Genomic DNA, 13,432 nt, shown 5'->3' on the forward strand with positions numbered 1-13,432 from the left:
TGACATGGATGCAGGAAACCTCAATCCGGTTCAAAGCAAAGCAAAGCAAAGCATTTTTGAAAGGAAAGTAAGTATGTACCTATCATCCAAAGCATCCGCGGCGCGTATTCGGGAAGCCGAAAAAGCCCGTAACAACCGCCTCGAAGTTATCAAGGCCCTGTCGCACGGCCAAGTGTCGCGGCGCGAATTGGTCAAGTGGGGAATTTTCACATCAGCTGGCGTGCTGGCTCTGAAAAACGGCTTGAGCCCATTTATCGGCAATGCTTTTTCCGCCATTCCCACCGGCATTCCGACCAGCCCGCTGTTTGGCGTGCTGCCGTTCACTACACCCATGCCGCGATTCGACCTGATGGCGCGCCAGCCCATTTCCGCATTAACACCGGCGCCCACTGCACAGGCCAACACCACGCAGCAGCTCTTGAATCCCGCTTTACCCGGCGTAGTGGCTGGAGACACTGGCCCGATCGAAGGCCGGCCTCCGGGCGCGATCTGGGCCCACCAGAACTTTGCCGCCATGCCCCCCAGGGTTGCCATCATCGCAACCCAAGAGGGCGCCAAGGCCAACACCAACTACAACCCGGGCGTCGCCTCGCAGTTCAATTCCGGCATTACCGGCGGCACTGCTGCTTCGCCAATCGCGCCAAAATTTCACCCGGGCCTGCCGACCCAGTCACCCGACAAGGTGTGGACCTTTAACGGAACTATCCCGCCCAAGCTGGCCATCGGTGTTTATGGCGAACCGATCCTTTTTCGCCACTACAACAAGCTGCCGGCTGACGTCACGCAAAATGGCGGCTTCGGACGCCACACCATCAGCACCCACGAGCACAACGGCCACCATGGCGCGGAGAATGACGGCTTCACCGGCGCCTTCTTCTACCCCGGCCAGTATTACGACTACCACTGGCCGATCGTGCATGCGGGCTTCAAAACCATCAACACCGCAGCTACCGACGCGCGCTGCGGCGCCCCCAACGGCAGCGGCGGCATCACCAAGCTGCCGGGCGACTGGCATGAGACGATGAGCACGCACTGGTTTCACGACCACATGTTCAGCTTCACATCGCAAAACGTCTACAAAGGCAACGCCGCGATGTTCAACCTCTACAGCTCGCTGGACCGGGGCAACGAGGCGATCAACGACGGCATCAACTTGCGCCTGCCCAGCGGCCGGGCCAAGGATTACGGCAACCTGGAGTACGACGTCAACCTCATGGTGGCGGAAAAGGCCTGGGACGCCAACGGCCAACTCAACATGGACATCTTCAACTTCGACGGTTTCATCGGCGACCGGATGACGGTCAACCTGACCTACAAGCCGTATTTTGAAGTCGAACGCCGCAAGTACCGTTTCCGTATTTTGAACGCCAGCGTATCGCGCTTTTTCAAATTTGCGCTGAGCGACGGCAAGCCCATGATCCAGATCGCCAACGATGGCAACCTGCTGCCGGGGCCAATCGTTCTTACCGAGCTGGACGAGCAAGGTATTGCCGAGCGCTTTGACATCGTGATCGACTTTTCGCGCTACACCAACGGACAGCGCGTTTCGATGGTTAACCTGTGCGAGCATGCCGATGGCAAAGGGCCCAAGCAGGACTTGACGCTGGGCGAAGCCCTGTCGGGCAAATCGCCCGACCCGTGCGTCGGCAAATTCCTTGAGTTCCGTATCGTTCGCGATCCCGCAGTGCCCGATGTCAGCCAGGTTCCTGCGGTGCTGATTCCCAACCCCGACCTGTCGCTGATTCCGGTGGCGCGCGAACGCGTCTTCGAATGGGGCGGCGGCGCGGCCAAGACCACCAACGACCCGGATTCGTCGGCCTTTGGCCCATGGGGCGCCAAGACCGACGGCGGGGCCATGCTGGCAGCGGACTTCGGGCGGGTGTCGGCAAGGCCGAAAGCCGGTACCCGCGAGATCTGGACCTTGCGCAACGGCGGCGGCGGCTGGGATCATCCGATCCACATCCACTTTGAGGAAGGCCAGATCCTCGAACGCAACGGCAGCCTGGCCAATGTTCCGGCAGCCGAGCGAGGCCGCAAGGACGTTTACCGCTTGAGGCCGAGCGGCAGCGTCAAGATCACGATGCAGTTCCGCGACTGGGGCGGCATGTTCATGGAACATTGCCACAACACGGTGCATGAAGACAACGCGATGCTGCTGCGCTGGGAAATCGACGATAGCGGTTTGCCCTTCCTCAACCCGTTGCCCACACCGATCCCGACACCGCAGGGCGTGACGTTCCGCGCGCCGACGGAGATTCTTCCCAACGCGTAGCGAGATCGGCTCGCCGCCGCAGCGGTGCTGTGTTTTGCAGCGCTGCGGCATGCGGTCTTTCCTTGCAAATTTCAAATCAGATATTGAACTTGAACTGAACAGGAGTTAGCCATGAATATGCAATTTTTACGCGGCACCCGCAGGGTGCTGGCCGTCATACCGATGGTCGTGGTTTTATTGACCGGGACTTCTTCGGCAATGGCGCAAATCGCCTCGACCGCGACGGCGGTCGCACCGGCCCCTCCGGCCAGAAGCGTTACAACCATTGTGATCACGGGGACGGTGCCAGGTCTGCCGGAAGACGTCAGTTTTTCCAAGGCGTCCGTCGAAATTGGCAGCACGCTGACGCGCGCTTCCGACCCGGCCCTTCCGCCGGTGTTGATCATTGACATCACCTTTCTGAAGGCGGCAGGGGTTGGCGCAACCACCAAGACGAAGTTCGTTGCCCAGGCCGAGGTCATCAAGACCAGGACGTTTGCGACCACCCAGGTCCTGGCGATCACATTCCCCTTCAACGAGGACAAGGGCGTCGTCGCAGTCACGCCCGACGTCAACTCGGCGGTGCTGGCAGCGGCGCGTTCCGGGCTTGCGACTTTCACCATCACGGTTGATGCCAATGGCACCATCACCGGCGCGTTTGGATCGATAGGCGCCAATACCTTCGCCCTGTAACGATTCAACTCGACAGGCCGTCTGCAAAAGACGGTCTGCCGGGTTGTTTCGTTTTCAATACATCTCGAAAAAAGAGGGATTCAATACCATGTTCAATATCATGCAAGGGAAAAGCTGGTCAGGCGTGATGGCAAGAACACTATCGGCAACATTGTGCGCAGGCGCCTTGTCGCTGCTCACCATCGGTTCCGCAGCGGCCGAAAATGCCTATGGCGCCAACTATTTTCCCAATGTGCCGCTGACCACGCAGGACGGCAAAACCGTCAAGTTTTATGACGACCTGATTAAGGGCAAGTCGGTGGCGATCAACGTCATTTACACCAGCTGCAAGGACGAATGCCCGCTGGAGACCGCCAAGATGGCCCAGTTGGCGCGCATTTTTGGCGACAAGATGGGTAAAGAAATCTTTTTCTATTCGATCAGCATCGATCCCAAACACGATACGCCCGCGGTGCTCAAGGCGTATGCCAAGAACTTCAATGTCGGACCTGGCTGGCAGTTCCTGACCGGCAAGGAAGCGGACATCAAGGTGCTGGTAAAAAAACTCGGCTTGTCCCGGGGAAATGACCTCGCCAACAAAGACGGCCACACCGCCAGCCTGATGGTCGGCAACGAGCCGACCGGCCAATGGATGCGCAACTCGGCGGTTGACAACCCGGTATTTCTGTCGGCGTCGATCGGCAGCTTTCTGGGCTGGAGGGACGACCCCGCGGCGCGAAAAACCTATGCAGAAGCCGCTCCGCTGGTCATCGATCAGGCCGCCTATATGTTCCAGAGCCGCTGCAGCGCCTGCCACACCATCGGAGGCGGCGACAAGATTGGCCCGGACCTGGCGGGCCTGACGGCACGGCGTGAACGCAACTGGGTGGCGCGCTACCTGATGTCGGCCGACAAGATGCGAAGCGCCGGCGACCCGACCGCCGTTGAGCTGTCAAAGAAATACAAGACCGCCCGCATGCCTGACCAAAACCTGGCCGGGGACGATTTGAAGCTGATGCTTTCCTACCTGGAAACGCAAAACAGCGCTACGGGTAAAACGGCGCAAAAAGAACCTGCAAAAAAAGAAACGACGCACGTCCACTGAATGATTGGCAAGCGCTCAAACGCTGAGCCGCGTTGGTTCTGGTCTGGTGCGCCTGCTGCCCTGGACCAGTCAATGACTGCATTCGGGCGCCAACAACTTTCCTTCGCTCTCCTTTTTTCCAAATTGTTGTCTGAGTGAGGCGCCAGCGCCAGCGTCAATTGAATCGAATATTTACAGCTTGGGGAAAACCATGAAAAGCCGACATGCCTTTTTCGTTTTAAACCGCCTGACACAGTTCAAGGATCGACGCGGCCTTCGAGCGCTTGCGGCCTTGGCCACTATTTTGGCGGCGAGTCTGTCAACAGTCGCCACGCTGCAGGCCCAAACAACCGTTACCACGGCGGTCATGATCCCGTCCTTGAAAACGGTGCCAGTGCCCGGCCCGACGGACGCGCAGCTGGCGCTGTACGTGCGCGACAAGGCCGCCGCCATCCAACTCGGCAAGGCGCTATTCTGGGACGTGAAAGTCGGAAGCGACAACAAGACCGCATGCGCCAGCTGCCATTTCCAGGCGGGCGCCGACAACCGGACCGTCAACCAGCTCAATCCCGGGCTGCTCGGCGGAGACCGGACCTTTCAGCTGGGCAGGCCGAATTACCCGCTTAAAACTGCCGATTTTCCGCTGACCAAATACGGCTCGATCGATCCGGCAAGCCTGAAAATCTCCGACTTCAATGAGCCTGTTTCATCGCAAGGCGTCTACACGGCGGACTTCACCGGACTCGGATCGACCGGCAACCCGGACCTGTGCACATCGGTATCGGATGCAGTGAGCAGTGGCGGCGACGGCTTTCATCGCGACGGCCTGAACACCCGGCGCGTCGAACCGAGAAATTCGCCGACGGTGATCAATGCGGTCTTCAACTTTCGCAACTTCTGGGACGGCCGGGGCAACAACATGTTCAACGGCGGCGACCCGTTCGGCCTGCGCAACCCCAACACGTTTATCTATCAAAACGTCAACGGCGTACTGCGTCAGGTAGCCGTTGCCCTTCCCTCCTCTTCCCTGGCCTCGCAAGGGTCGGGCCCGCCCTTGAGCGCGACCGAAATGAGCTGCAACAGCCGCCCGTTCGTGCTGCTAGGGCGCAAGCTGCTGTCGCTGGCGCCACTAAGCAGTCAGCAGATCGACGGCAATGACAGCGTTCTCGGGGCGCTCGCGGTACAGCAGGGGCTGAAAACCTCGCCGCTCTACCAAGACCTCATCAAGACCGCGTTCCAGCCCAGTTTCTGGGAAAGCTTGACGAAAATCGACTTGACGGCGGCCGACCAGAGCAAAACCGCGTCGATGGACTTGACCCCTAAAACTAAAAACAACACGCTTGTCAAAGCGGCCAGCCAGATGGAGTTGAACTTCCCGCTGTTCCTTGGCATCGCGCTGCAGTTGTACCAGTCAACGCTGGTCGCCAACGATACGCCGTTTGACCGCTTTGCCGAAGGCACCACCACCGCGCTGACGGCGCAGCAGCAAAACGGCCTGGCTATTTTCAAGGGACAGGGGCGTTGCGTCGCTTGTCATGGCGGCGCTGAATTTACCAACGCGTCGTTCGCTCATGTCACCAACAAACGGCTGGAACTCATGCCGATGGCCGGTGGCATCAACGCCGTTTATGACAGCGGCTTTTACAACATCGGCGTTCGGCCGACGGCAGACGATGTCGGCGTGGGCCGCACCGACCCGTTCGGCAATCCGCTGTCCGAAACGCGGATGGTGCAAAACGGCAAGGCGTCGCTATTGGGCAACAGCTTCGATCCAGCCGCCAACCCGGCAGTCAGCGCGACCCAGCGCGTTGCGGTTGACGGCGCCTTCAAGACGCCGGGCCTGCGCAATGTCGATCTGACCGGGCCGTACATGCACAACGGCGGAAAATCGACCCTGAAGCAGGTCGTTGATATGTACAACCGGGGCGGCGATTTTGCGGCGGAAAATAAAGCCAACCTGGCGCCCGACATCGTGCCGCTTGGGTTGACGGAAGCGCAGAAAGACGACCTGGTCGCCTTCCTGCTGTCGCTGACCGATGACCGCGTCAGGTTTCAAAAAGCGCCGTTCGACCATCCATCGATCTGCGTACCCAACGGCCATGCGGAAGACGCTGCCGGCAAGCTGGTCGCTGATTCGAGAGACGCGTTAAAGGCGGCGGAAGTACCTTATCGGTGCATTGCAGCCAACGGCGCAAGCGGCGCGAGCTTGCCGTTGACACCCTTCATGGGACTCAGCCCTTATTCACGGTAACTCGCGGCAATCAGGTCGGACCGCAAGCGCCTGCCCATTGCAGGCGCTTGCATATTTGCCAGCGACTTTCCCCCTTGTTTAACAACTAAATATGCCTCTAGCCCATACAACACGGGCGCTAGTAGCTATTTAATTAATAGCAGGCAGACTGGATGACGGGCACGCTTGCGCCAACGCTTTTTCCAAAAAATGGCTAGTATCACGAGAGTTGTATTTCACTTGGAGAAACGCCATGAACGTTCAGGATTTTGAAGCTACCCTGCGTCAAGACGGGTTTACTGAACTGCTGGCGCGCCAACAGCCGCCCGGCCATTTTTTGGGCGATCACCAGCACACTTTTGATGCGCGCGCCTTGATCATCCAGGGTGACATCACACTCACGGTTGCAGGCCTGGCGAGCGCCTATCCCCTGGGGACGGTGTTTGAGTTGGCGGCCGGTACGCTGCACCAGGAGCGAGCTGGGGCCGAGGGCGTCACCTACCTCGTCGGTCGGCGATCTACCTAGCGCTCTGGCTGCCGCAAAAATGGTTTTTTGCGGCAGCCAACCAACGGTCTACCGGCCGTACCATTTTCAGCACTACCGCTTCGTGCAGCAAAGCGAAGGGCGGCCAGCCGCCCCGCAGGCACATCCAGCACCTCCAAGCCGCACCTCCGACCTGATTTGTACGGGGCCAACCGCCCTCTTGTGCCATCTTTTCCACGTGACGCACGTGACGCATGGGCCCTGCGCGTGCGAGAAAAATCTGCCATGTATTACGGAATGTTCTTACGCAATACTGAGATATTTCTGCTTTCCCGCGCGCCGAAGCCCCATTCAAATATCTGCAGTAAAAAAATCTCTTTTTACTGCGCTGAGGTTTGCGAACCTCTATCAAAAGGTCAGAAGAATGCACCGTACCAGTCATCCAGGCGTCAGTCGCTCTTATTCACCACCGCCCAGGTGAAATTCTGCAAATTTTGAGATTGTCCAGATTTCAAATCTGTCCCCAATTTATCAACTATTCATGTCGCCTTCCGCGAAATCTGAGCGCGATTCAGCTTACGTTTTTCACAGCGTTGACGCACTACTCATTACTGTTAGAACTCAAATGAACACCAAAGATTTTCCTGTTACAGAGCCATTACCCGGCCCAAGTCGCCGCACCGCCCTGAAAGTCGGGCTGGCAGTCGGATCAGCCAGCGTTGCCGGTATCGCCAAGGCGGCACTGGCACCTGGGATGACCAGCACCACGACCACGCAGCTAGGCGGCACAGTCATATTGGCCCGTAGCCCAAACCCCAGCCCGCAGACCACGCCCTTCCTGGAGGCCATGCCGATCACCCCGCTGCTGCCCGAGCGGCTGTTGACCGATCAGGCCTTTGCCAAGACACCGCCCACCGAGGCGCCCAACCGCGCCATCAACCCGGCCACTGGCATCCCCTTTGAAGGACGGGGCGAATCGCACCAGTTGCGCAGCCTGAATCCGCCGCAGAAATTTTTTGTCCAACGCTTCGGTGCAGTGCCAGCGACTTCCGTTCATCCGCAACTGGCAAAGCAGGTCAATCTCTGGGGGTCCAATTTGGGCGGGGCCAACCTTACGACCGACAAGCCGATGACGCCCATGCCCACCATTGTGAGCCGCTACCAGACGGGTGCCAATACCGCGATTTTGGTGCGCCGTTTTAACAACCTGCCCACGGGCGCGCCCAGTGGCGGCTTTGGCAAAAACCAGATTTCGACGCACACACACAATTTTCACTCGGCGCCGGACAGTGATGGCGGGCCTTGCGATCCGGGTCTGGGGGCCTTGTCAGAGGATCCGAAGACACAGGGCCGGTTCTACTTTCCGGGCCAGTACTACGACTATTACTACAACATGAAGCGCGCCGGCTTTACCAACCCGGCATTCGCCCCCGACGGTGATATTCGCGAAACACTGGGAACGCTTTGGTATCACGACCACCGCGAGGCCCATACCGCCGAGAACGTCTACAAAGGCCTGGCCGGCTTTCATATCGTGTTTAACGAGCATGACACGGGCAACGAAGCCACAGGGTTCAAATTGCCGAGCTTCCCGCAGTTCGACATTCCGATGATCTTTACTGACCTGCTGATCGACCCGGCCACGGGCCAGGCGGCGTTTGACCTGTTCGACACCGACGGCCACCTGGGCGACAAGTACCTGGTCAACGGCAAGGTTCAGCCCTTCTTCAATGTCTCCAAACGGCGCTATCGCCTGCGTTTGCTGGACATGGGGCCATCGCGCTTCTACCAGTTGTTCCTGACGAATCCGGACAACCTGGCACAGTCGATTCCGTACTGGCGCATCATGAATGACGGCAACTTGCTGCCCAAGCCTTTGCAGGTGACCAGCGTCAAGCTGGCCGTCGCGGAGCGGGCAGACATCATTGTCGATTTCAACAAGCTCACCGCACCAGGTGGTGCAGCGGCCGGCGCCACCCGGTTGTGGCTTGAAAACCGCTTGATACAGACAGACGGCAAGGGTCCCACGGACCAACTTAACCCTGCCGGAACTCCGGCCAACGTGCTGGTGGAGTTTCGTATTGGCGCGGTGGTCGCAGACGGCAGCGCTGACCCGGCCTTGATCACCAGCTTTGCGCCGATCACCCTGCCGCCCATGGAAGCGCCTATTGTTACCCGCACGTTTAAATGGGAACGGACCAACGGACAATGGGTTGTCAATGGCCTACCAATCAGCTGCGACGAGGTGCGCTTCACCATGAAGCGAGGCACCACGGAGAAATGGATCTACCAGACAGGTGGCGGCTGGTCGCACCCGATCCATCATCACTTTGTCGAGGGACGAATTCTCAGCCGCAACGGCGTGGCCATAGCCCCAGGCTCGCAGGAGTTTGGCCGCAAAGACGTGGTGTGGCTGGGTGAAGGCGAGACCGTTGAGTTTTTGCTCAAGGTCACTGACTACGTTGGCGTTTATCCCATCCATTGCCACAACGTCGTTCATGAAGATCACGCCATGATGCTGCTGTTTGCGGTTCGGGATGTGGGTGATACCAATCCAACCCCCTGAAGTTTGACACGCCTATACCTGATCAAAACTCAACATTTTTCGGAAAAACATCATGATTAACATTCAAAAGAGAAGCCTGCTGCTCGGCGCCGGCGCTGCTGCGGCTGCCTTCGCCGGCACCAAGGTGATGGCCTCAGCGCCGGCCATTCGTGAGCAAGACCCGCGTGAACAGTTGCGCCAAAAGCGCTTCCCCAACGTGCCGCTGCTCACGCATACCGGCAAAGAGGTGAGGTTTTACGACGACCTGCTTAAAGACAAGAAGGTGGTGATTAACTTCATGTACACCGTCTGCACCGACATCTGCACGCCGGTGACGCAAAACATCCTGCAGGCGCAGCGACTGCTTGGCGATTTTGCCAAGGACATCCATTTTTATTCGATTTCCCTGACGCCGCTGCAAGACGATCCGGCAGCCTTGCGCACTTACATGAATGCCTTTCAAATCGGCAAGGGGTGGACCTTTCTGACCGGCAAGCCCGAGAACATCGAGCGCGTGCGGCAGGGACTGGGTTTTGCCCAGAGAGACGCCAAAGAAGATGCCGACATCACCAACCACGCCGGCATGCTGCGCATTGGCAACGAGCGCATGGCAAGCTGGGGTCATGCGTCAGCAATCACCACGGGCAAGTCCGTTGCCCGGATGATCCGCTTCGAACTAGGCTAGTAGTGCGGGCCAGCCAGTCCCGGAGGGACCGGCGTATCCAGTGTGAGGCTTAAGAGACTTCGTCGCCCCAACCGGTGACGAAGTTTTTTTTATTGATTAAAAGACGCTGTAGTGCCGGTGGAATATGCGCAGTCAGCTATTAAATTAGTAGCAATCCAGATTACGCTGGCGAGTGCCCTGCTGCGAACTGGCGAAGGGTGGCTGGGAAACCGGCGCATGTCCCGACCGGGATCGATGCATGCGGTGCGGCGCCGCTACTGCGCTTCACGGTAGCTTGGCGCCCTGCGTAAACCACAGACCGATCAGCGCCCGTTCGGCTTCGGTGATCTGCGTGGCGTTGTTCAGCGGCATGGCTTTAAGCAGCACCGCCTGCTGGTAGATGGCGGCGGCGTTGCGTTGCACTGCTTCGTCTGAATCGAGCCGCAGGTTTTTCATTTGCAGTTGCGCGCCGTGGCAGGCGTAGCAGCGCTGGGCGAGCACCTTCTTGACCTCAGAATAGTAGTCAACTTGGCCTGTAGCCATTACAGGACGGGCGCCACCAGCTATCGAATCTATAGCAGCTGGCCGCATCCACACGACCACGCCCGCGATCAAAGCCAGCCCCACCAGCGCGTAGGCCAGCGGATGGCGGTTACGCCCAAGCTTGTAACCGTGGCGCAGCACAAAAAACTGGCGGATGGCTGCGCCGGCCAGCATCATCAAAATCAGCACCAGCCAGTTTTGCGGATGATTCCAGGTAAAGCTGTAGTGGGTGCTGAGCATGGAAAACAGCACCGGCAGCGTGAAATAGGTGTTGTGCACGCTGCGCTGCTTGCCGCGCTGGCCGTGCAGCGGGTCCACCGGCTCGCCGGCCTTGATCGCCGCGACCACTTTTCGCTGGCCGGGAATAATCCAGAACAGCACGTTGGCGCTCATGGCGGTGGCCATCATGGCGCCCACCAGCAAAAAGGCCGCGCGCCCGGCAAACCAGTGGCAAGCCAGCCAGGACGCGGCGCAAACCAGCAGCAGCACCAGCGCGCCAACCATGGCATCTCCCTGCTTGCGCTGGCCGAATATCCGGCAAATGGCGTCGTAAAGCAGCCAGAACAGCACGAAAAAGGACAGCGCCACGGCGATGGCGGCAGCGGGCGCCCAGTTCATCAGCGATTTGTCGATCAGGTAGGCGCTGGCGTTCCAGAGATAAGACACGCTGAAGAGCGCAAAACCAGACAGCCAGGTGCTGTAGCTTTCCCAGTAAAACCAGTGCAGATGCGCCGGCAGGGTGGGCGGCCGCACGGCAAACTTGACCGGGTGGTAAAAACCGCCGCCGTGCACCGCCCAAAGCTCGCCGCTGACGCCCTGTTTGATCAAATCGTCATCGACGGGCGGCGTCAGGCTGGAGTCGAGAAAGACGAAGTAAAACGACGAGCCGACCCAGGCAATGGCGGTGATGACATGGACCCAGCGCAGCAGCAGGTTGGCCCAATCGAGGAAGTAGCTTTCCATACATCGCAATCATGCAAAGCTGCTCACCACTGCGGGCGCTGTAAGCAGAAAACCGGTCACGAACAACAGAAACTGCGCGATTGCGCCAGTTTCGAGGCTCCGCTGCGACCTGAGGCTGTGAGTTTATCGGCTTTACCGTTCAGCACGGCTACGGCAGCGTGGCGGGCCGGGCCGCAATGGTTTGCAGCAGTTGCGCCGCTACCGCCACGGCAATGACTTCAGGCTCTTTGCCGGCGATGCCGGGCACGCCAATCGGGCAGGTGACATGCGCCAGCTCGGCGGGCGTGAAGCCGCGCGCCTCCAGACGGCGCTTGAACGTCGACCATTTGGTTTTGCTGCCAATCAACCCGATATAAGGCAAGTCGGCTTGTTCCCTGTGCCGCTTCAGGCAGGCGGCCAGTACATCGAGGTCTTCGGCATGGCTGAAGCTCATGATGAGCACGCGTGAGCGTGGCGCCAGGCTGGCAACAGCCGCCTGCACCGGCTCGGAGTGCTCACACACGACGCGCGGCGGCACGCTGTCTGGAAACACGCCATCGCGGCTGTCAATCCAGCTGAGCCGGAACGGCAGCGGTGCCAGCACTTGCACCAGCGCATGGCCGACATGGCCGCCACCGAACAGCGCGACCGGCACCAGCGCGTCCAGAGCCGCTGCGCCCAACCGGGCCGCCAGCGCGGGGATGTCGCTGGCGCTGACCGGCTGGAAGCTCAGGTAGACGACGCCGCCGCAGCACTGACCCAGGGCCGGCCCGAGTGCAAAGCGCAGCGCCACCTCCCCTGCTGTCGCTGCCGCCCCCGCCAGTTGCGCACGCGCCTTGGCAATGGCCTGGTATTCCAGATGGCCGCCGCCAATCGTGCCTATGAGCCGGTCAGAAAAAACAGCCATCCAGCTGCCCGCCTCGCGCGGCACCGAGCCCTGGGTGGATGCCACCTGCACCAGCACCGCTGGCTGCCGCGCCAGCCGGCTCAGGAAGGTCTCGATAAGGGGGCTTGCACTGGTGTTAGCCATTGGTGAATCGTCGAAGAAATAAGTGATTAAATAATGTGCAAAATGCTTGAATTTGCTACTGAAAAACCAATAGACTGACAACTCTGAACCCCAGAACTACAACCAAAAGATTGACGTCCGACCGAAGCTCCTCACATTAGCATCAAGTGCAAACCCGCTGAGCACTGAGTGAACACATTAGCCTTTGCCACTCAAGAAAAGGAGACCTCCATGACTGATTCCACAAAACGCCGCTTCTGGCTGCTGGCCCTGTTGTCCGCCGCTGCCGCTGCCATTGTCAGCGCCTGCAAAGCCGCGCCTGAGCCCCTGCCCCTGTCCCCGCCCCTCCCATCGGAGTCGCCGCAAGCCGCCGGCGTAACCGGGCCCATCGCCGCCAGCAAAGGCTCGGCCCGAAGCTCGGCGGCAACTTCGCCCAAAAGCTATCGCGAAGACGGCGCCACGCACCTCTATGGCCTCAACGCCGATCGCATTTACAAAGGCAAACTGCCCCCCCTGCTTTACGCCATTGGCGTGCTGAACGTCGAAATAGACCGGACCGGCCGCGTCACCCGGATCGACTGGATGCGTGCACCGCGTCATGCGCCCGAAGTGATGGCTGAAATTGAGCGTACCGTCAGGAAGGCATCGCCGTTTCCTGCGCCCGCACGGCTCGGCAAGGTGGTCTACACCGACACCTGGCTGTGGCACAAAAGCGGCAAGTTCCAGCTCGACACGCTGACTGAGGGGCAGCTGTAAGACCGCTTGGTCATGCCACAGGCAGACTCAAAATAAAAACGTGGGGGCTGAGAGGCCGCCGGCGCCGGGCCGCCCCGTCGGGAGCAGCGAACCACGCACAGCGAGGAGCGTGGGGGCGTCTTCTCTGCTCAAACAGGGGCCGCGCGAAGCGATAAGCGTGGGGGCTTATTCATTCCAAGCAGGGGCCGCGGAACCGGCTTCGCCGGGCCGCAGGCGCCGGGCTGCGAGACGCAGCCCTTCTGCGTGCCGTCC

At 59.6% G+C, this 13,432-nt stretch carries 10 protein-coding genes; 8 read left to right on the forward strand and 2 right to left on the reverse strand.

The features are described from left to right. Positions 1-73: 73 nt before the first annotated feature. The 7 genes from HHJ18_RS09165 (at position 74) to HHJ18_RS09195 (ending at position 9,951) form a co-directional block, all read left to right on the forward strand. On the forward strand, positions 74-2,272 hold the full coding sequence (locus tag HHJ18_RS09165; RefSeq protein WP_296914254.1) for a multicopper oxidase domain-containing protein: 2,199 nt from the start codon (positions 74-76) through the stop codon (positions 2,270-2,272). A gap of 111 nt (positions 2,273-2,383) precedes the next feature. Beyond that, entirely contained in the window at positions 2,384-2,944 is a 561-nt protein-coding gene (locus tag HHJ18_RS09170) for a hypothetical protein (RefSeq protein ID WP_296914256.1), read from the forward strand. Positions 2,945-3,044: 100 nt separating this feature from the next. Then, complete coding sequence (locus HHJ18_RS09175; protein ID WP_296914258.1) at positions 3,045-4,028, forward strand: SCO family protein; 984 nt, start codon at positions 3,045-3,047, stop codon at positions 4,026-4,028. A gap of 190 nt (positions 4,029-4,218) precedes the next feature. Beyond that, entirely contained in the window at positions 4,219-6,258 is a 2,040-nt protein-coding gene (locus HHJ18_RS09180) for a cytochrome c peroxidase (RefSeq protein ID WP_296914261.1), read from the forward strand. A 232-nt stretch (positions 6,259-6,490) separates the two neighbouring features. Then, the gene (locus tag HHJ18_RS09185; RefSeq protein ID WP_296914263.1) at positions 6,491-6,763 is read left to right on the forward strand and encodes a cupin; all 273 of its coding nucleotides are present in this window, start codon (positions 6,491-6,493) and stop codon (positions 6,761-6,763) included. A 583-nt stretch (positions 6,764-7,346) separates the two neighbouring features. Further along, positions 7,347-9,287 (forward strand): multicopper oxidase domain-containing protein, encoded by a 1,941-nt coding sequence (locus HHJ18_RS09190; RefSeq protein ID WP_296914266.1) that lies wholly within the window; start codon positions 7,347-7,349, stop codon positions 9,285-9,287. A gap of 52 nt (positions 9,288-9,339) precedes the next feature. Beyond that, positions 9,340-9,951: an SCO family protein gene (locus tag HHJ18_RS09195; protein ID WP_296914269.1), complete on the forward strand. Its 612-nt coding sequence runs from the start codon at positions 9,340-9,342 to the stop codon at positions 9,949-9,951. Between the two features lie 264 nt (positions 9,952-10,215). On the opposite strand, the gene HHJ18_RS09200 is transcribed toward HHJ18_RS09195, so the two are convergent. Next, positions 10,216-11,436, reverse strand: a complete 1,221-nt coding sequence (locus HHJ18_RS09200; RefSeq protein WP_296914270.1) for a urate hydroxylase PuuD — start codon at positions 11,434-11,436, stop codon at positions 10,216-10,218. 148 nt (positions 11,437-11,584) lie between these two features. After that, positions 11,585-12,445, reverse strand: a complete 861-nt coding sequence (gene xdhC / locus HHJ18_RS09205; protein WP_296914273.1) for a xanthine dehydrogenase accessory protein XdhC — start codon at positions 12,443-12,445, stop codon at positions 11,585-11,587. 210 nt (positions 12,446-12,655) lie between these two features. On the opposite strand from xdhC, the gene HHJ18_RS09210 reads away from it, so the two are divergent. Further along, the gene (locus HHJ18_RS09210; protein ID WP_296914276.1) at positions 12,656-13,180 is read left to right on the forward strand and encodes a hypothetical protein; all 525 of its coding nucleotides are present in this window, start codon (positions 12,656-12,658) and stop codon (positions 13,178-13,180) included. Positions 13,181-13,432: the final 252 nt, after the last annotated feature.

The sequence above is a fragment of the Polaromonas sp. genome (assembly GCF_012927455.1).
Taxonomy (GTDB): Bacteria; Pseudomonadota; Gammaproteobacteria; order Burkholderiales; family Burkholderiaceae_C; genus Polaromonas.

Bases quoted from the DNA above. Each gene is read 5' to 3' on its own strand.
- HHJ18_RS09195 (WP_296914269.1), top strand. From the start codon at position 9,340: ATGATTAACATTCAAAAGAGAAGCCTGCTGCTCGGCGCCGGCGCTGCT.
- HHJ18_RS09190 (WP_296914266.1), top strand. From the start codon at position 7,347: ATGAACACCAAAGATTTTCCTGTTACAGAGCCATTACCCGGCCCAAGT.
- HHJ18_RS09210 (WP_296914276.1), top strand. From the start codon at position 12,656: ATGACTGATTCCACAAAACGCCGCTTCTGGCTGCTGGCCCTGTTGTCC.
- HHJ18_RS09185 (WP_296914263.1), top strand. From the start codon at position 6,491: ATGAACGTTCAGGATTTTGAAGCTACCCTGCGTCAAGACGGGTTTACT.
- HHJ18_RS09200 (WP_296914270.1), bottom strand. From the start codon at position 11,436: ATGGAAAGCTACTTCCTCGATTGGGCCAACCTGCTGCTGCGCTGGGTC.
- HHJ18_RS09175 (WP_296914258.1), top strand. From the start codon at position 3,045: ATGCAAGGGAAAAGCTGGTCAGGCGTGATGGCAAGAACACTATCGGCA.
- xdhC (WP_296914273.1), bottom strand. From the start codon at position 12,445: ATGGCTAACACCAGTGCAAGCCCCCTTATCGAGACCTTCCTGAGCCGG.
- HHJ18_RS09170 (WP_296914256.1), top strand. From the start codon at position 2,384: ATGAATATGCAATTTTTACGCGGCACCCGCAGGGTGCTGGCCGTCATA.
- HHJ18_RS09180 (WP_296914261.1), top strand. From the start codon at position 4,219: ATGAAAAGCCGACATGCCTTTTTCGTTTTAAACCGCCTGACACAGTTC.
- HHJ18_RS09165 (WP_296914254.1), top strand. From the start codon at position 74: ATGTACCTATCATCCAAAGCATCCGCGGCGCGTATTCGGGAAGCCGAA.